The 17,764-nt window shown below is 67.8% G+C and carries 14 protein-coding genes; 4 read left to right on the top strand and 10 right to left on the bottom strand.

Translation table 11 applies throughout. The features are described 5' to 3' along the window. Positions 1 to 6: 6 nt before the first annotated feature. The 5 genes from AB8M46_RS00535 to AB8M46_RS00515 form a co-directional block, all read right to left on the bottom strand. The gene (locus AB8M46_RS00535; protein ID WP_037342338.1) at positions 7 to 348 is read right to left on the bottom strand and encodes a hypothetical protein; all 342 of its coding nucleotides are present in this window, start codon (positions 346 to 348) and stop codon (positions 7 to 9) included. A 162-nt stretch (positions 349 to 510) separates the two neighbouring features. Further along, on the bottom strand, positions 511 to 2,046 hold the full coding sequence (locus AB8M46_RS00530) for an alkaline phosphatase (RefSeq protein WP_037342339.1): 1,536 nt from the start codon (positions 2,044 to 2,046) through the stop codon (positions 511 to 513). 83 nt (positions 2,047 to 2,129) lie between these two features. Then, positions 2,130 to 3,092: an NAD(P)-dependent alcohol dehydrogenase gene (locus tag AB8M46_RS00525; RefSeq protein ID WP_394359238.1), complete on the bottom strand. Its 963-nt coding sequence runs from the start codon at positions 3,090 to 3,092 to the stop codon at positions 2,130 to 2,132. Positions 3,093 to 3,106: 14 nt separating this feature from the next. Beyond that, positions 3,107 to 3,322, bottom strand: coding sequence for a helix-turn-helix transcriptional regulator (locus tag AB8M46_RS00520; RefSeq protein WP_037342341.1), 216 nt, complete (start codon positions 3,320 to 3,322; stop codon positions 3,107 to 3,109). Further along, positions 3,316 to 3,744, bottom strand: coding sequence for a hypothetical protein (locus AB8M46_RS00515; protein ID WP_199755173.1), 429 nt, complete (start codon positions 3,742 to 3,744; stop codon positions 3,316 to 3,318). The genes AB8M46_RS00520 and AB8M46_RS00515 overlap by 7 nt, the downstream gene beginning before the upstream one ends. Before the next feature lie 108 nt (positions 3,745 to 3,852). Between AB8M46_RS00515 and AB8M46_RS00510 the strand changes: the two genes are divergently transcribed. Further along, complete coding sequence (locus AB8M46_RS00510; RefSeq protein ID WP_394359237.1) at positions 3,853 to 4,749, top strand: LLM class flavin-dependent oxidoreductase; 897 nt, start codon at positions 3,853 to 3,855, stop codon at positions 4,747 to 4,749. 58 nt (positions 4,750 to 4,807) lie between these two features. Here AB8M46_RS00510 and AB8M46_RS00505 read toward each other — a convergent pair whose 3' ends face one another. Next, on the bottom strand, positions 4,808 to 5,194 hold the full coding sequence (locus tag AB8M46_RS00505; protein WP_037342344.1) for a MarR family winged helix-turn-helix transcriptional regulator: 387 nt from the start codon (positions 5,192 to 5,194) through the stop codon (positions 4,808 to 4,810). Positions 5,195 to 5,280: 86 nt separating this feature from the next. Between AB8M46_RS00505 and AB8M46_RS00500 the strand changes: the two genes are divergently transcribed. Continuing rightward, positions 5,281 to 6,738 (top strand): MFS transporter, encoded by a 1,458-nt coding sequence (locus AB8M46_RS00500; protein WP_394359236.1) that lies wholly within the window; start codon positions 5,281 to 5,283, stop codon positions 6,736 to 6,738. 52 nt (positions 6,739 to 6,790) lie between these two features. Here AB8M46_RS00500 and AB8M46_RS00495 read toward each other — a convergent pair whose 3' ends face one another. Beyond that, positions 6,791 to 8,041, bottom strand: coding sequence for a cytochrome P450 (locus AB8M46_RS00495; RefSeq protein ID WP_394359235.1), 1,251 nt, complete (start codon positions 8,039 to 8,041; stop codon positions 6,791 to 6,793). Positions 8,042 to 8,089: 48 nt separating this feature from the next. Between AB8M46_RS00495 and AB8M46_RS00490 the strand changes: the two genes are divergently transcribed. Beyond that, on the top strand, positions 8,090 to 8,818 hold the full coding sequence (locus AB8M46_RS00490; RefSeq protein WP_125736637.1) for an alpha/beta fold hydrolase: 729 nt from the start codon (positions 8,090 to 8,092) through the stop codon (positions 8,816 to 8,818). A gap of 55 nt (positions 8,819 to 8,873) precedes the next feature. Here AB8M46_RS00490 and AB8M46_RS00485 read toward each other — a convergent pair whose 3' ends face one another. From AB8M46_RS00485 to AB8M46_RS00475, 3 genes are all read right to left on the bottom strand, one after another. Further along, positions 8,874 to 10,310: a PLP-dependent aminotransferase family protein gene (locus tag AB8M46_RS00485; protein ID WP_394359234.1), complete on the bottom strand. Its 1,437-nt coding sequence runs from the start codon at positions 10,308 to 10,310 to the stop codon at positions 8,874 to 8,876. A 12-nt stretch (positions 10,311 to 10,322) separates the two neighbouring features. Further along, on the bottom strand, positions 10,323 to 13,931 hold the full coding sequence (gene metH, locus AB8M46_RS00480) for a methionine synthase (RefSeq protein ID WP_394359233.1): 3,609 nt from the start codon (positions 13,929 to 13,931) through the stop codon (positions 10,323 to 10,325). 143 nt (positions 13,932 to 14,074) lie between these two features. Next, positions 14,075 to 15,163 (bottom strand): acyltransferase family protein, encoded by a 1,089-nt coding sequence (locus AB8M46_RS00475; protein WP_394359232.1) that lies wholly within the window; start codon positions 15,161 to 15,163, stop codon positions 14,075 to 14,077. Positions 15,164 to 15,647: 484 nt separating this feature from the next. Between AB8M46_RS00475 and AB8M46_RS00470 the strand changes: the two genes are divergently transcribed. Further along, entirely contained in the window at positions 15,648 to 17,735 is a 2,088-nt protein-coding gene (locus AB8M46_RS00470) for a tachylectin-related carbohydrate-binding protein (protein ID WP_394359231.1), read from the top strand. The last annotated feature ends 29 nt before the right edge of the window (positions 17,736 to 17,764 follow it).

Here is a 17,764-nt window from a genome sequence, read left to right as displayed (position 1 = left end):
CGGATATCAGAAGTCGTCTACGTGATATCCGGCGACGTAGGCGCTCGAAAGCAGGGCGCCGTGACATTCCGCGGTCGACGGGCCGAAACCGATCGGCACCCAATGGCCGACGGTGTACCAAAAGGAGGATCCGGACGCGCAGTGGGCGACCACCCGGTACGTTTCCGAGTGTCTCGGCAGCGAGAAGCAGGTCATCGAAATACCTTCGCCGAAGAGGATTCCGTAGCGATTGCTGTCGCATCCGTAGGGCGGGAACTGGCCTTCGGTCGCCGCGGCGGCCGGCGAGGCGGCCAGGAATCCGGCCACCGAAAAGGCGGCCATGACTAAAGCGGCGATTTTCTTCTTCATTGTTTCTCCCGCGTCTTGTTCCCAGTGGAAAGGCCAGATTAGCCGCACGGAAGAATTGTCGTGAATTCATCGGGCAGGTGAAACGAGAACGCGTGCGGTGAACCGCGCTGCTCCGAAAGGGCGTCGCCACCCCTCTTCTGAGTTCCCGGCTCCCCTTTTGGCCTAGCGCCGCCGGTACTGTGCCGGAGACGTGCTGGTGGACCGGTCCTCATAGGACCCGGCCTTGCCGCGGTCGACGTGGAACGTCGTCAGCGTGCTCACCGGGGAACGCGGATCGCGCCGGTCGCCGATCACCCGCATGTGCGTGCTCCAGCGGCGCGGGGTGACCTCGTAGACGTCGTAGCCGTACCGGTCGCCTTCGAAGTACTTGAGGTGCGGGTTCGCCGCGCCCATCTTCGGTCCGTTCGTGGCGTTCCACTCGGGGGAGTAGGCGCCGGAGGTGACCGAATGCGCGGTGAACTCCGTGCCGATGACCGGCGTGGCAGGGTCCGCGAAGTCCGGGCGGATGTCGTCGACGAACGCGGAATGCCAGTCGCCGGTGATCACCACGAGGTCTTCGAGGCCGCTCTGTGCCACGTGGGTCAGCACCTCCTTGCGTTCGGCGAGGAAGCCGTCCCACTGGTCCGTGAACATGTAGCCGCCGCCGGGTTTCGCCAGCTGGCTCAGCATGATCGAGTTCACCCAGCAGTGCCAGGCCTCGCCCGCCCCGGTCACCTGGTCCTTGAGCCACGCCTTCTGGTCCGCGCCGAGGATCGTGCCGTCGGGCAGGTTCTGCGCCGAGCGGTACTGCCGCAGGTCCAAAATGGACAGGTCGAGGAGGTCGCCCCAGCGGCGCTGCCGGTGGATCCTCGGCGTCGAGGGGTGGTCCGGGCGCACCGGCATATGCTCGAACCAGGCCTGATACGCCGCCGAGCGTCGCGCTCGCAACGACGGGGTGGTGCCGCTGTAGTCGTTGACGACCTCGTGATCGTCCCAGGTGATGAACCAGGGGTGGGCCGCGTGGGCGTCCCGCAACGAGGGGTCGGATTTGTAGAGCGCGTGCCGCCGCCGGTACGCCGGTAGGGTCAGCACCTCGGGACCCTCGTGGTCGCGCAGCGGGTTGCCGCCGACCTGACCGTGCTCGTAGACGTAGTCGCCGAGGTGGACGACGAAGTCCAGCTCCTCCCGCGCGATCCCGGCGTGCGCCGCGTAGAACCCGTCGTGGAACGCCTGGCAGTTCGCCGAGGCGAACCGCACCCGCCGGACCGGCCCGACCGGTGCGGTGCGGGTGCGGCCGATCCGGCTGACCTTGCCGAGTGCGGTGAAGCGGTAGTAGTACTGCGAGCCCGGCTCCAGCCCGGACACCGGCACGTGCACGCTGTGCCCGAGCCCGGCGGTGGCGGCCGCCGTCCCGCGCGCCACGCGGCGGCGGAACCCGCGGTCGGTGGCCACCTCCCAGCCGACCTCGACGGTGTCGTCGAGCGGCTGCTCGAACTCCATCGGTTTCGGCGCGAGCCTGGTCCAGAGCGCGACGCCGTACGGGACCGGGTCGCCGGACGCGACGCCGAGCGTGAACGGCGCCTCGTCCCAGGTCGCGCCCAGCGCGACGGCGGCCTCCTCGGCCTGCGCGACCGTCATCCGCGAACTCAACGGCCAGGCCAGCCCCAGCGCACCGGCGGTGGCGGCGCCTCGCAACAGGTCCCGGCGGTTGACGGACATCGGTGGTCTCCTCGGCGCTCGGCGGATCGCTCTCCGACACCGAACACCGTCGAGATGACCGGAGACCGACGCGGGGGAGAACATCAGATGGTGATGACGACCTTGCCGCTCGTATGCCCTTCGCGCACGTAGCGGACGGCTTCCGGCGCCTCGGCCAGCGAATAGGCGCGGTCGATCACCGGCGTCACCTTCCCCGCCTCGATGAGCGCGCGCAGCGTCTGCAGATCGTCCTGGTTCTCCGTGGAAATCAGGCCGCGGAGCTTCTGCTTCACGAACGGCCCGAGCATCAGCGCCCGCAGAGTGCGGCCCACCGCGCCGATCCATTTCCCTTCGGTCTCGCCGCCGACGAGGACGAGAGTGCCTCGCGGAGTCAAGGATTTCCTCAGTGAGGTCAGCGACCGGTTGCCGGCGGTGTCGACGATGAGGTCGTAGCCGCCGCCGAAGTCCTCGCGGGTGTAGTCGAAGACCCGGGCCGCGCCGAGCGAGCGCACCAGATCGATCTTGCCCGTGCCGCATACGCCGTCCACCTCGGCGCCGAACGCCTTGGCGATCTGCACCGCGAAGGTGCCCACGCCGCCGCCCGCGCCGATGATCAGGACCTTCTGCCGGGGCGCGACCCGGCCCCTGTCCCGGAGCGCTTGGAGCGCGGTGAAGGCCGAGATGGGGACGGCGGCCGCTTCGTCGAAGCCGAGCCGCTTCGGTTTCCGGGCGATACTGTCCACTGTGGTTAGTGCGTACTCGGCGAAGGAACCCTGACAGGTACCGAAAACCTCGTCGCCGGGCTGGAATCTTGTCACTTCGCCGCCGACGGCGTGCACGACACCGGCGAAGTCCATCCCGCGAACGCGGGCCTTCGGTCTCCGTACCCCGAAACCCATCAGCCGCACCAGATACGGCGAGCCTTCCATGAGGTGCCAGACGCCAGGATCGACGCCCGCCGCCCGGATTCGCACGACCACACCGTCCGATCCTGTTTCGGGTTCGGGCAGGTCGGCGGGCTGCAGGACGTCGGTGGTTCCGTACTCGTTCTGGACGATCGCCTTCACGGCGGCCTCATTTCCTAGTCTGGGTACTGGAAAACATCGTCGAGCCCGACGCCGAACGCCCGGGCTATCTGGAACGCCATCTCGAGCGACGGCGAGTAGCGGCCTTGCTCGATCGCGATGACCGTCTGGCGCGTCACGCCGATCCGGTTCGCGAGTTCGGCCTGGGTCATCTCGCCCTTGGCGAACCGCAGGGCGCGGATGGAGTTCGTGACCTTGGTCGGTTTCACCACGTCTGGAATCCCTCGCGGTACGCGGCGATCTTCGCGAGCGAGCCGAGCAGGGACGAGCACACGAAGGCGAGGTAGACGGTGTTGGCGATCCAGAAGTGGTCCAGTTCCGCCATCGCCATGACGAGCGCCGCGACGCCGCCGATCACGACGAACGACTGTCCGATGTGGTCACTGAACCGGCCGATCTCACGGTCTCGCTGGTCTTTGCGGTCGTCGTCACGCGGCGCGGCGATCGTCACGGCGATGTTCAGCACGATCGTGGCCGCGATGGCCGCCCCGATCGTCCACAGCAGCGTCGCCACGTAGGGGACGTCGACGAGCGGGCCGGAGCCCGCTCGGCTGAGGACGACGATCAGATACGCCACGTAAGCGCACATCGTGACCACCGCGGTGATCCACGCGCGTTTCTCTTCCAGTGCCACGAAAACCAAGGTAAAGAGTTCTAGACATCATGTCAAACATTCTTGACTTCGACGCCGAGAACTAGTTCGTGATACAAATAGTGCGTACTACGAACTTAAGGAGTGGTGATGGCACTGTTCGGATTCGGCCTCGAGACCGGCGTCGGCGAGGTGGACGACCTTCTGCGGCACGCCGAACAGGCCGACCGCGCGGGACTCGACCTGGTCAGCTTGTCCGATCACCCGTATTTCGCCGACCGGCTGGACGCCTACGCGGCGCTGGGCGTGATCCTCGGCAGGACTTCGCGTGTGACGGCCGCCGTCAACGTCACCAACCTGCCGAGTCGTCCCGCGCCGATGCTGGCGAGGACGATCACGTCGCTTTCGGCGCTCTCGGGCGGTCGCGTCGCGCTCGGGATCGGCGCGGGTGGGCTCTGGCGGGAAATCGCCAAGCTCGGGGTGGAGCACCGGACGCCCGCCGAGGCGGTCCGGGCGATGGGTGAGGCGATCACCCTGGTCAAGGCGCTTTCCGGAGGCGGGGCGCCGGTGACGTTCGAGGGGGAGTTCTACTCCGTCGACGGCTTGGTGCCTGCCGCCGCGGCCGCGCCGCCGGTCTGGACGGGCGCGGTCGGGCCCAAATCCCTGGCGGTCACCGGAAAACTGGCCGACGGCTGGATCCCGGGACATGCCGCGGACTGGCTCAGCCCTCGGTTCGCCGAATCCCGTCCGGTGATCGACCAGGCGGCCGTCGACGCGGGCCGGGACCCCGGTGAGATCGCGACCATCTACAACTTCCCCGGCCGCATAACGGAAAACCCGGTGGCATCCCCGCGTGACGACGACGGGCGATGGATCGGTGGGTCGCCGGAGCAGTGGGTCGAGGAATTGGTCTCGGCGGTGCGTGACCACGGCGCGGCGGGGTTCATCTACTTCCCGGTCGAGGACGGAACGTCCACCGACAGCGCGCTCGGCCGCTGGGGGAACGAAGTCGTCCCCGCGGTTCGCGAGGAGCTGGCGCGGGGTTGACCACGATCGCCTCGTGAGTGGCAAGGATGTTCTAACCGTCCTCGTCACTTACGAGGCGTCAGGCGTTGATGGTGAGGGTCTCTTCGAGGGTCGCCCGGTGCGTCGGCTTCGCCTCTTCGTAGCGGCGACGGCCCTCGTCGGTCACGACGACGAAGATCCCGCGCCGGTCCGACTCGCAAAGCGCGCGCTGGACGAGGCCCTCGCGCTCGAGACGGGCGACGAGCCGTGAGGTGGCGCTCTGGCTCAGGTGCACGACCTCGGTCAGGTCGGCCGCGCGACACTTGCCGACCACGCAGGTGACCAGCCGTTCGAGGGCTTCGAACTCGGTGACCCCGAGCCCGTGGCGCTCCTGCAGCCGGCACTCGAGCCGACCGAAGACCGCCGCATGGCGGGCGGACAGGTCGTGCCACTCCCGCAGCAGGTCTTCTTCGGCGACGTCGCTCACGCGGCCCAAGATAGCATGCACGTGAATTTTATGCAAAGTCATTAAATGCACTTGCATTAGATGCGTGTGCATGTACTGTACGGATCATGAGTTCTTCCGTGCAGCTGTCCACCAGCTCGACAAGGTGGGACGCGCGCCTCTGGGGTGTCCTGCTCACTGTGTCCGTTGTCGTCGGCCTCGACGCGCTCGACGTGTCGATGGTCGCCGTCGCCCTCCCGTCCATCCAGGCCGACATCGGCCTCTCCACCGGCGCCTTGCAGTGGATCATCAGCGCCTACGTGCTCGGCTACGGTGGCCTGCTGCTCCTCGGCGGCCGCACCGCCGACCTGCTCGGCAGGCGCCGGGTCTTCCTCGTCGCCGTCGCGGTCTTCGCGCTCGCTTCCCTGCTCGGCGGTCTCGTCGACGACGGCGCGCTGCTGATCGCCACCCGCTTCATCAAGGGTCTGGCCGCCGCGTTCACCGCACCGGCCGCGTTGTCCATCATCACCACGACCTTCCACGAAGGCCCCGCCCGCAACCGGGCGATCAGCATCTTCGCCGTCTTCGGTGCCAGCGGTTACTCCGCGGGCCTCGTCTTCTCCGGTCTGCTCACCGAGGTGGGCTGGCGCTGGACGTTCCTGCTGCCGGTGCCGATCGCGATCGCCGCGCTGGTCGCCGCGATCAAGCTGATCCCGTCCTACGAGCCGCAGACGGGCGGCGGCTACGACTTCCCGGGCGCGATCACCGGTGCCGCCGGTTCGCTCCTGCTGGTCTTCGCCGTGGTCGAAGCGCCGGAGATCGGCTGGGCCGCGCCGCGGACGCTGATCTCGTTCGCCCTCGCGCTCGCCCTGCTCGCCACCTTCGTGTTCATCGAGAAGCGCAGCAAGCACCCGCTGCTCCGGCTCGGCATCCTGCGTTCGGGCCCGCTGGCCCGCGCCAACCTCGGTGGCGCGACGTTCTTCGGCGCCTACATCGGTTTCCAGTTCGTGGTGATGCTGTACCTGCAGAACGTGCTGCACTGGTCCGCGCTGCAGACCGCGCTCGGATTCCTGCCCGCCGCGCTGATCGTGGCCTTCGGTTCGCCTCGGATCGAGCCGCTGATCGACCGGCTCGGCACCCCGCGCACGATCCTCGCCGGTGTCGTCGCCCACGTCATCGGGTACGCGCTGTTCCTGCGGATCGACGAAAGCTCCGGCTACGCCGGCTCGGTGCTGCCGAGCATGATCCTGCTGGGCATCGGCTTCATGCTGGCCTTCTCGTCGCTGAACATCCAGGCGACCAACGGCATCTCCGACGACGAGCAGGGGCTCGCCGGTGGACTGCTGAACACGTCGATCCAGGTCGGCGGCGCGATCGGGCTCGCCGTGGTGACCGCGGTCCTGACCGGCAACTCCGGCGGGGCCACCGGCCCGGCGGCGCTGCTGAACGGTCTGGCGCCCGCGCTGACCGTCGTCACCGGCATCGCGGTGATCAGTGTCCTGGTGGCGCTGTCCGGAGTCGTCGGCCTGCGCAAGGCCGAAGCCCGCTCCGCCATCGCCGAGCCGGAGTACGCCGCGGCCGAATGATCAGGGGGTGAGGTGCCCCTTCCCGCGCTCGGGGGCGGGAAGGGGCCCTTCGCTACCAGCGGATCGGCAGGGATTTCAGCCCGTTCTGGAAATTCGACCGCAACCGCACCGGTTCACCGGCGAGTTCGGCCTCGCCGAGCAGATCGAGGACCGCTTCGAACATCGCGCGCAGCTGCACCCGCGCCAGCTGGGCGCCGAGGCAGAAATGCGGACCGTGCCCGAAGGTCAGGTGATCGTTGGGCGTGCGGCCGATGTCGAAGCGGTCAGGGTCTTCGAAGACGGTCTCGTCGCGATTCGCGGCGGAGAACCAGACGACCACCTTCTCGCCCGCGCGGATGTCCACATCGGACAGAACGACGTCCTCGGTCGCGGTCCGGCGGAAGTGCATGACCGGCGTCCAGAAGCGCAACATCTCTTCCACCGCACCGGGAAGCAGTGAACGGTCGGCCAGCAGCCGCCGGTACTGATCCGGATGCGACAGCAACGACAGCATCCCGCCGGGGATGCCGTTGCGCAGTGTTTCGTTGCCCGCCACGGAAAACAGCCAGAACAGGTTCTCGAACTCCGCGATGGACACCCGGCCGCCGTCTTCCACGTGCCCCATCAGATTGCTCATCACGTCTTCGCCGGGATGCCGGCGTTTGTACTCGCCGAGTGCGGTGGCGTACGCGTAGAGATCCGGCATCCCGGCCCGCGTGCGCGGATCGGGCATCGCGCCGTCCGGCCCCGGAACCGGCCGCACCGCCAGCGCCGCCCGTGCGAGATCGGTGACGTCGTCCGCGTCGACCGTCGCGCTCACCGCGTAATCGGCGTCCTGGTAGCCGATCACGCGATTGCTCCAGTCGTACATCAGCCGCCGGTCCTGTTCGGGGATTCCGAAGACCTCGGCGAGCGTCAGCAACGGGAGATCGGCGGCGAGGGCGGCGAAGTCGCACTCGCCGTCGTCCCGGACCCCGGCGATCAGCTCCCTGGCCCAGCCCTGGATCCGCTCGGTCAGCCTGCCGACCGCGCGCGGCGTGAACGCCTTCGTGAGCAGGCCACGCAGCCGGGCGTGCTCAGGCGGGTCCATGTTGAGCATCATCCGCCGGACATAACCGAGATCCTGCTCGGTCGCCGGATCCCGGATCTGTGTCCCGCCGAGATGCGACGAGAACTGCTTCGGGTTCTTCAGCACGTGCTTGACGTCCGAATGCCGCAGCACGGCCCAGAAATCGTCCACGCGTACGACCGGCGACTCCCGGCGCAGCGCCGCGAGATGCTCGTACGGCACGCCCCGCGTGTAGACGTCCGGATCGGTGATCACGGCCCCGAGACTAGCCCGCGCACCGGGGACTGAGGAAAGATCCGTCCGGTGGACAAGCTGAAGATGCGCACCGCCGGAACCGAAGGCCCCGCCGTGCTCCTGCTGCACGGCCTCGGCGCGACGGGCGCGGTCTGGGACGGCCTGATGCTGCAACCCGGCTACCGCTGGTTGGCGCCCGACCTCCCGGGGCACGGGGCTTCACCGCACTCGACGCATTACTCCTTCGGCGGTCTGGCGGGGGCGGTCGCCGACGCGCTCCCGGAACGCGGTCCGCTGCTGGTGATCGGCCACTCCCTGGGCGGCGTGGTCGGGCTCGCGCTGGCCAGCGGGTGGTTCGGGCTCCGGATCGACGGATTGCTCGCGGTGGGTGTCAAGGTCGACTGGAGTGAGTCCGACCTCGCGAAGGCCGCCGACATGGCGGCGAAACCGCCCAGGGTGTTCCCTGCCCGCGAGGACGCCGAACGAGCGTTCCTCAAGATCGCCGGCTTGACCGGTCTCACCGAAGCGGACCCCGACGGCATCGTCGAAACCGAAGGCGGGTGGCGGCTGGCCCTGGATCCCCGAGCGTTCGCCGTCGGCGCTCCCGACATGCCCGGACTGCTCGGCGCGGCGCGCTGCCCGGTCGCTCTCGCCGCCGGCGAGCACGATCCCATGAGCCGCCCCGAACAGCTTCGGGCGCTCAACGAGGCTTCCGTCGAACTTCCCGGGCTGGGCCACAACGCCCACGTCGAAGACCCGGCCGTGCTCCTGGCCTTCCTCGGGCAATTCGTCCTCTGAATGCGGTAGTTCGCCGTCGAATCACCGCATCCAGAGGACGAAACGCGGGGGGTGGCTAGCGCCCGATCTTGCCCAGGACGGCGATGCCCTCGGCGATGTCGCTCGCCGGGCTCGCCCCGTAACCGAGGACGAGGCCGGGTTTCATCGGCCGCTGACAGTGCCACGAGAGCGGCTGCACCTTCACCCCTTGCTCCAGCGCGGCGGCGGCGAAGTCGAGATCGGAGAACTCGCCGTCGAAGGTGATCGTCAGATGCAGCCCGGCGGCGGCGCCGTGCACCACGGCGTCCGGGAGATGCGTCCGGAGCGCGTCGATCATCGCGTCCCGGCGCCGTCGATGCCGCTTGCGCACGAACCGCAGCTGCCGTTCCATCTCGCCGGATTCCATGAGATGCGCCAGCACCAGCTGCGGGAGGACGGCGTTGCCGAGGTCGGCGAACCGTTTGGCCGCGACCACCTCGTCCCGGTATCGCGGCGGCACCAGCATCCAGCCGACCCGGAGTGCGGGCGCGAGCCACTTCGACACACTGCCGGCGTAACAGACCTGCTCGGCGAGCATCGAGCGCAGCGCGGGGACCGGCGGGCGGTCGTAGCGGTGCTCGGCGTCGTAGTCGTCCTCGATGATCAGCCCGCCGTCCGCGGCCCAGCGCATGAGTTCGCGACGGCGTTCCCCGCCGAGTACGACACCGGTCGGGAACTGGTGCGCGGGCGTGAGCAGTACGGCGGGCGCGCCGCTGCGCACGAGTTCGTCGACGTCGATCCCGTCTTCGTCGACCCGGATCGGCGGTGTCGCCAGCCGCCGGTCGTGCAGATGCTGCCGCGCGCCCAGTGAACTCGGATCCTCGATGGCGATCTCGGACATCCCGTTGTCGCGCAGCACCTGCGCCAGCAAACCGAGCCCCTGCGCGACACCGGCGACGATCAGCACGTCGTCGGCGTCGGCGGTGATGCCCCGGGTGCGGGCGATCCAGTGCGCGATGGCCAGCCGCAACGCGGGCGCGCCCCGCGGGTCGCCGTAGCCGAAGGCCGCCGCCGAGAGGTCGTTGAGCACGGTGCGTTCCGCGCGTAACCAGGCGGTCCGCGGGAACGCCGTCAGATCCGGCACGCCGGGGGACAGGTCGATCCGCGCGGGGGTCGACCGCAGCGAGTCGAAAACGCCGATCCCGGGAGCGGGCTGGAAGATCGTGCCCGCCGCCGGGGGACCGGGTGCCGCGTGCTCCTTCGTCCGAGCGGGCGCCGCGACGACCACCGTGCCCGCGCGGCCGCGACCGGCGACGTGACCGTCTTCGACCAGCCGTTGGTAGGCCTCGGTGACCACACCGCGCGAGACCCGCAGGTCCGCGGCCAGCGCCCTGGTCGCGGGCAGCCTGCTGCCGACCGGCAGGCGGCCGTCGGAGATGGCGTGCCGCAACCGCGACGCCAGCCAGTCCGACCGGCGCCCCGGCGGTGCGTCCCCGATGTCCAGCTGCAGGAAGTCCGAGCCCTCGGCAGTCACGCGGTCATTGTGTCATTCGGGATCGTAGGCGAGGTTCGGGCGGAGCCACTGTTCCACAGTGGACAGTTCGAGACCGCGACGGACCGCGTAGTCCTCGATCTGGTCCTTGCCCAGCCGTCCGACGGTGAAGTACCGCGAAGCGGGGTGGGCGAAGATCAGCCCGCTGACGCTCGCCGCCGGCGTCATCGCGAACGACTCCGTCAAGGCCATGCCGAAACTGCCCGCGTCGAGCAGGTCGAACAGCTCCTGCTTCTCGCTGTGATCCGGGCTCGCCGGGTAACCCAGCGCCGGGCGGATGCCGCGGAACTTCTCGGCGTGCAGGTCTTCCAGCTTCGGATCGGCGTCCGGTTCGAACCAGTCCCGCCGCGCCTGGAGGTGCAGGTGCTCGGCGAACGCCTCGGCGAGCCGGTCCGCGAGCGCCTTCACCATGATGGCGCGATAGTCGTCCTGCTTCGCCTCGAACTCGGCCGCGAACTCCTCGGCACCGAGGATGGTGACCGCGAAGCCGCCGAGGTGATCGCCCGCGCCCGCCGGGGCGATGTAGTCGGACAGGCAGCGATTCGGCCGCTCCAGCGGCTTCTTGGTCTGCTGGCGCAGCATCGGGAACTTGACGCCCGACTCGAGGATGATGTCGTCACCCTCGGAGTGCGCGGGCCAGAACGCGTACGCGCCCTTCGCCTGGAACCGCTCCTCGGCGATGATCTGGTCCAGCAGGGTGTTCGCGTCGTCGAACAGCTCGCGCGCCACCGGGTTGTCCAGGATCGCCGGGTACTTGCCCTTCAGCTCCCAGGCCAGGAACAGGAAGGCCCAGTCGATCATCTCGCGCAGCTCGGTGAGCGACGGTGAGACGTACCGGACACCGGTGAAGGCAGGCGTCGGGATGTCGTCGAAGGAGACCTTCTCCGGGTTGGCCCTCGCCTGCTCGACCGTCAGCAACGGCGTGCGCTGCTTGTTCGCGTGCTGCACGCGCAGCTCTTCCTGGTCCTCGCGGTTCTTCTTGTCGAGGATTTCGGCGCGGTCCGCGTCGAGCAGGTCGCCGACGACGCCGACGACGCGGGAAGCGTCCAGGACGTGCACGGTCGTGTGTTCGTACGCCGGCGCGATACGGACCGCGGTGTGCTGGCGCGAGGTGGTCGCGCCGCCGATCAGCAACGGCAGTTTCAGGCCGCGCCGCTCCATTTCGGTGGCGACGTTGACCATTTCGTCCAGCGACGGCGTGATCAGGCCGGAAAGCCCGATGGCGTCGGCGCCCTCGGAGATGGCCGTGTCGAGGATGACCGAAGCGGGGACCATCACACCGAGGTCGATCACCTCGTAGTTGTTGCAGCCGAGGACGACGCCGACGATGTTCTTGCCGATGTCGTGCACGTCGCCCTTGACCGTCGCCAGGACGACCTTTCCGTTGCCCTGGCGGGTTTCGACCCGGCCTTCGAGGCGAGCCTTCTCTTTCTCGGCCTCCATGAACGGTTCGAGGTAGGCCACCGACCGCTTCATCACGCGCGCGCTCTTGACCACCTGCGGCAGGAACATCTTCCCGGAGCCGAACAGGTCGCCGACGATCTTCATGCCGTCCATCAGGGGGCCTTCGATGACCTCGAGCGGCCTCGGCAGCTTCTGACGCGCTTCCTCGGTGTCCTCTTCGATGTAGTCGACGATGCCGTGCACCAGCGCGTGGCTGAGGCGTGCCTCGACCGGGTTCTCGCGCCAGGAGAGGTCGACCGTGCGCTTGGTTCCCTTGCCGCTGACCGTTTCCGCGAACGTGACCAGCCTGTCGGTGGCGTCCTCGCGTCGGTCGAAGAGCACGTCCTCGACCAGTTCCAGCAGATCCTTGGGGATGTCCTCGTAGACCGCGAGCTGCCCGGCGTTGACGATGCCCATGTCCAGCCCCGCGCGCACGGCGTGCAACAGGAAGGCCGAGTGCATCGCCTCGCGCACGACGTTGTTGCCGCGGAAGGAGAACGAGAGGTTCGAGATACCGCCGCTGATGTGCACGCCGGGGCAGCGTTCCTTGATCCGCGGCAGTGCGTCGATGAACGCCTTGGCGTACCCGTTGTGCTCGGAGATACCGGTGGCGACGGCGAGCACGTTCGGGTCGAAGATGATGTCCTCGGCGGCGAAACCGGCTTGCTGGGTGAGCAGGTCGTAGGCGCGGGCGCAGATCTCGACCTTGCGGTCGGCGGTGTCGGCCTGGCCTTCCTCGTCGAAGGCCATCACGACCACGCCGGCGCCGTAATCGCGGATGCGGCGGGCCTGCTGGAGGAACTGCTCCTCGCCTTCCTTGAGGCTGATGGAGTTGACGACTCCCTTGCCCTGCACGCATTTCAGCCCGGCTTCGAGGACCGTCCAGCGCGAGCTGTCGATCATGATCGGCAGCCGCGCGACCTCGGGTTCGGTGGCGATGAGGTTCAGGAACGTGGTCATCGCCTTTTCGCTGTCGAGCAGGTCGGCGTCCATGTTGACGTCCAGCAGGTTCGCCCCGCCGCGGACCTGCTCCAGCGCGACGTCGACGGCGGCCTGGTGGTCGTCGGCCTCGATCAGCTTGCGGAACTTGGCGGAACCGGTGACGTTGGTCCGCTCGCCGATCATGACGAACCCGGTGTCCTTGCCGATCTCGAACGGCTCGAGCCCGCTGAACCGGGTGTGCGCCTTCGGATCCGGGACGGTCCGCGGCGCCATCCCCCGGACGGCGTCGGCGATCTCCTTGATATGCGCGGGGGTCGTGCCGCAGCAGCCGCCGACGACGTTGACCATCCCGGCCGTGGCGAAGTCGCCGAGCAGCCCGCCGGTCTCCTCGGGCGTCTGGTCGTACCCGCCGAACGCGTTCGGCAGGCCTGCGTTGGGGTGACAGGCCGTGTACGTGCCCGCGAGGCGGGACAGTTCGGCGATGTGCGGGCGCATCTCCTCGGCGCCCAGCGAACAGTTGACCCCGACGAGCAGCGGATCCGCGTGCTCGATGGAGCTCCAGAAGGCCTCGACGGTCTGCCCGGACAGCGTCCGGCCGCTCAGGTCGACGATCGTCACCGAGATCCACAGCGGCAGATGCGGTGCGACGTCACGGGCCGCGGCGATGGCGGCCTTGCAGTTGAGGGTGTCGAAGATCGTCTCGATGAGCAGCAGGTCGACGCCGCCCTCGGCGAGCGCCTTGATCTGGTCGGCGTACGCGGCGTACACCTCGTCGAAGGTCACCGCGCGGAACGCGGGGTCCTCGACCTTGGGGGACAGCGACAACGTGACGTTCAGCGGCCCGACCGACCCGGCGACGAACTTCCCGCCCGCCGCGTCCGCCGCCTCGCGCGCGATCTGGGCGCCGCGGAGGTTCATCTCGTACGCGAGATGCTCGAGCCCGTAATCCGCCTGGCCGATGGTGGTGGCGGTGAACGTGTTCGTCGTCGTGATGTCCGCGCCGGCGTCCAGATACTGGCGATGGATGTCGAGGACGACGTCCGGCCGGGTGATGTTCAGCAGGTCGGGGTCGCCGGTGATGTCACGAGGATGATCCTGGAACCGCTCGGTGCGGTAGTCCTCTGGCTTGAGGCCGGCGTTCTGGAGCATCGACCCCCACGCGCCGTCGAGCACCACGATGCGCTCATCCAGCAGCTTTCGCAGGGCGGTCGTTTCCATCCAGCGCTCCTCCCATGTCGTGGGAGGCGCCCTTGCGGTGAGGTCCGGGGCCGAGCGTGGCGGACCCCGCGGTCCGTTGCAGCGCCTCTCGACCTTGGCGACCAGAGTACCGGACCCGCACAAGGGTGATCCGCCCGAATCGCTCAGCCGCTGGCCAGGGCGGGTTCTGCTTCCCGGATCGTGGGACGGGGTGGTACGGGCCTGCGCCGGGCGACCAGTTTGCGGCCGACCTCGATCATCGGCACCTCGATCCAGCGGTAGAGGACGTCGGAGATGACGAGGGCGACGACGGTCACGGCGATCGCGGTCAGGGTCCGGTGGGCGCCCAGCTGGGGAATCGACAGCGCGACCACCGTCGCCGCCACCCCCTGCAGGAGGTACACGGAGTACGACCGCTCGCCGATGAACCGCATCGGTGGGGTGGAGAAGAGCCAGGCGATCGGGCCGCGCGGGATCAGCGACGTGATGAACAGCGCGACCAGTACCGCGTACGTGGTGCCGCCGATCGTGCCGCCGTCTTGGAAGAAGGCCTCGATGTCGGTGATGTGGATCTGGAGGACGACGAGTGTCGCGAGCAGGACGAAGCAGGCGATGGGGTGCGTGAAGACGCGAAGGACCGCGAAGCCCTTGCGGTAGTGAAGGCCGATGGCGAGCGCGCAACCGATGATGATCGGCGAGTAGGCGCCGGCGTACGGCATCACCGGGATCAGGGCGATCATGAGCGCGATCAGGCCGATCGCCAGGCCCAGCCGCTTCGGGAAGCTCAGCGCCGCGATGCCGAAGGCCAGGAACGGCCAGACGAGGTAGAACTTCTGCTCGACTCCCAGCGTCCACGACTGACCGAAGGGTGCGTTGTGGGCGAATTCGTTGGTGAACGTCAGGAAGTACGGCATCGCTCCGGCGAGCCCGCTGGACGTGTACTGCCCACGTAGATAGGTGAACACCACGATGATGCCCAGGACCGCGAAATACACGGGAAGAATGCGGAACGCACGACGGATATAGAAGTTCGCGAGCGAGATCCTGCCGTTTCGGTCTTCTTCACGCAGTGCCAGCGTGGTGATCAGGAAGCCGGAAAGAACGAAGAAGAGGTGGACGCCGATCCACCCGTTGGCCATGGCCCACGACGGTCCTCCGTAGTGGAACACCACCACGAGGAGCGCGGCGATCGCGCGCAGCCCGTCGAGGGCCGGGAATCTCTTCGTGGACAGGTACTGCTCGTGCGTCATCATGGTTGAACCCCCAGGAACGTCACCGGTAGTCGGGCCGATGCGGATGCGTCACTCTAAAGGGTGAAATACTGGTTCCTGTGAGGGGGCTGCGTCTTCCATATAAGCAGCCATCGCGCCGTGTCCTCGATCTCATGTTGGTTACTTGTTGACAATCTATTGCCATTTATGGTGGTTCAGCAATTAGCTTGACAATCCGCGGGGCCGTGTCCAGGTCGGAGGCGGGGGCAAGATTCGGCAAAGGGGGCAACTCGTCGCAGGGGCTCGGGGGGTCTCGAGCGTCCTCCCATGTGACGGTAGCCACTCTCGTCCAAGTCGCCGTGCCCGCCAGCAGGGACGAAGGTTGTCGGCTGTAGGCCGAATAGCCCAAATGTGAAAGATTTAGTAACGGCCGCCGGAGTGTGCCGATGTGATCATCGGACGGCTCGCGGGAGGGCGAGCCCGGCCGAAGTCGGAGGTTGGCGCTCAGGGAGGGAACGTCACCCGGTTGTTCGATACCGGGGACATCACCTTTGCTCAGGTGGCGTTTGCTGACGCCCTAATCTTCACGATTCACCCGAGGTTCGCGTGGCTCCAGCATGTTTTCGTGGTGGAGCGTTTCAATGCTGCCCGAATTATCTTCTTCATCACGAAAAGGGATTCCATGCGTCAGAGACGGTCTGTTCGGAGACCTGCGATTCTTTGCTCCGCGTTCACCATCGCGCTCAGTGGCGTGGCTGCGACGGCGGGTACGCAGATCGCGGCTGCCGAGACCATCACCTGCCGGGCGAACGCGAGTGTCTTCTACACGAAACCGGACACGGTTCTGGAGATGGACCGGCACAACGAACCCGAGACCGGTGTCAACTCGTGGGTGGGCAGGGCGGCGATCGGCAATACCTGGGCCGGTAGGACCTTGGCCGGTCCTGATGGTCGCCTGTACCTGATCGACGCCAACGGCAACGTTCTGCGCCAGCGCCGACTTGCCACGGGATGGGAGAACGGTGGTGCCGGGCAGATCATCACCGGTGGCTGGTACGGCATGACACAACCTGCGAATCGCAACAGGATCACGGTCGATTCGCTCGGTGACTTCTATTGGGCGCACGACAACATCCTGGCGTGGGTGCATTACGACGAGGCGACCAAAGTCTGGACTGACCGCCTGATCGACACCGGCTGGACGACGGCCCGGTACGATCTGATCGTCGGAGCCGGTGCCGGCGTCTTCTATGCGCGCACTCCCGGCGGAGATCTGCACCGGTTCCACTACGACACGGCCAGTCAGCGCTGGATCGAGTACGCGAAGGTCGTCGGTTTCGGCGGCTGGCAGAATTTCGCCCAGGTCGCGTCGGCCGGTGGCGATGTCCTCTATACCCTCGACAAGAACAATGGCCAGCTCAAGTGGTACCGCTACCTCGGTGGCGGTACGTGGGCACCAGGGCCTACCGTTCTCGGGTCGGTCGGAACGGACTGGCAGGTTGCCGTCACGACGGACGACTGCAAACTCGTCAACACAGGACAGCCCACCCGTCCGTCGGTTCCGGTGCGCACGAACGCGCCCAGCGTCGTTATCGAAGGAGCGGGTGGCCGACTCCAACACTTCTATGTGGATGCGTTCGGTCGTCTGATTCACGGTCGTCAGCGCTCCGACGACGTCAGTGTCGTCGAGTTCACCGTCGTGCCAGGACACCAGGCCTACACAGGGACCCCGGCAGCGCTTCGGCTCGCCGATGACAGCTTGCGGGTCGTCGCGCTCGGGCAGGACAGCGAAAGCCGGACGAGCACCCAAGCCGCTGGCTCCACGTCCTGGGCGGCCGCGAGCGGGTTTGGCGGCTGGACGCCGGATTCTGCCGTGCTCGTCCAGCGATCGGGTGTCGGAACCACGTTCGCGGTCGACGACCTTGGCAAGCTCTGGGTGCGGCCACAGGACGCTGCCAGCAAGCAGTATCTGCCGTGGCGCGTACTGCCGTCTTCAGGGCTGACCGGCGATCTGACCGCTGTGGTGCAGGGTGACGGCATCGATCTCGTCGCTCGGACGACGGCGGGGGCCTATACCAAGACCACCTACGTGAACGGGGCGCTCGGCGCTTGGACGGCCGTATCCGCCAGCGGCTTGACCGGCAAACTCGCTGCCGCGCCGAACCCGGACAACACGCTCGAGGCCTTCGCTACCCGAACCGACGGGGCTGTGGTCAATCAACGCGAGACGGCCGCCGGTTTCACCGGCGAATGGGTCGCGCTGGCCGGTATCACCGCCGCGGGCGCACCGGCGGCATCGGTTGATTCAGGTGGTCTGGTACACGTCGCGGTCCGGGCGAACGACGGCTACGTCTACACAGCCGAGCAAAAGGCGCCCGGTAGTACGAATTACACCGCTTGGCGGCGGCTGGTCGACTCGCGGACGGGGGCCGCCTTCCAGTCGGTCACCGACCCGGCGAGCACGGCTGTGTCCGGGGGCGGCGTCGTCGTGACATTCCGGGACGTCGACGGCATCACCTATGCCTATTCGCCCACGCCGGCTCCGGCAATGCGATCGGCAGCCGCTGGGGGCACGACATTCATCGGCGGGCCGTTGCCCAAGCCGCCCCTCTGACGGGCATGACGATTGCCGCCTGGGTGCGT

This window comes from Amycolatopsis sp. SB7-3 (assembly GCF_041021335.1).
In the GTDB taxonomy this organism is placed as follows: Bacteria; Actinomycetota; Actinomycetes; order Mycobacteriales; family Pseudonocardiaceae; genus Amycolatopsis; species Amycolatopsis japonica.
This window is presented reverse-complemented; position numbering and strand designations above follow the sequence as displayed.

Coding starts and splice junctions, on each gene's coding strand:
- AB8M46_RS00475 (WP_394359232.1), bottom strand. CDS start 15,163: ATGATGACGCACGAGCAGTACCTGTCCACGAAGAGATTCCCGGCCCTC.
- AB8M46_RS00500 (WP_394359236.1), top strand. CDS start 5,281: ATGAGTTCTTCCGTGCAGCTGTCCACCAGCTCGACAAGGTGGGACGCG.
- AB8M46_RS00535 (WP_037342338.1), bottom strand. CDS start 348: ATGAAGAAGAAAATCGCCGCTTTAGTCATGGCCGCCTTTTCGGTGGCC.
- AB8M46_RS00510 (WP_394359237.1), top strand. CDS start 3,853: ATGGCACTGTTCGGATTCGGCCTCGAGACCGGCGTCGGCGAGGTGGAC.
- AB8M46_RS00530 (WP_037342339.1), bottom strand. CDS start 2,046: ATGTCCGTCAACCGCCGGGACCTGTTGCGAGGCGCCGCCACCGCCGGT.
- metH (WP_394359233.1), bottom strand. CDS start 13,931: ATGGAAACGACCGCCCTGCGAAAGCTGCTGGATGAGCGCATCGTGGTG.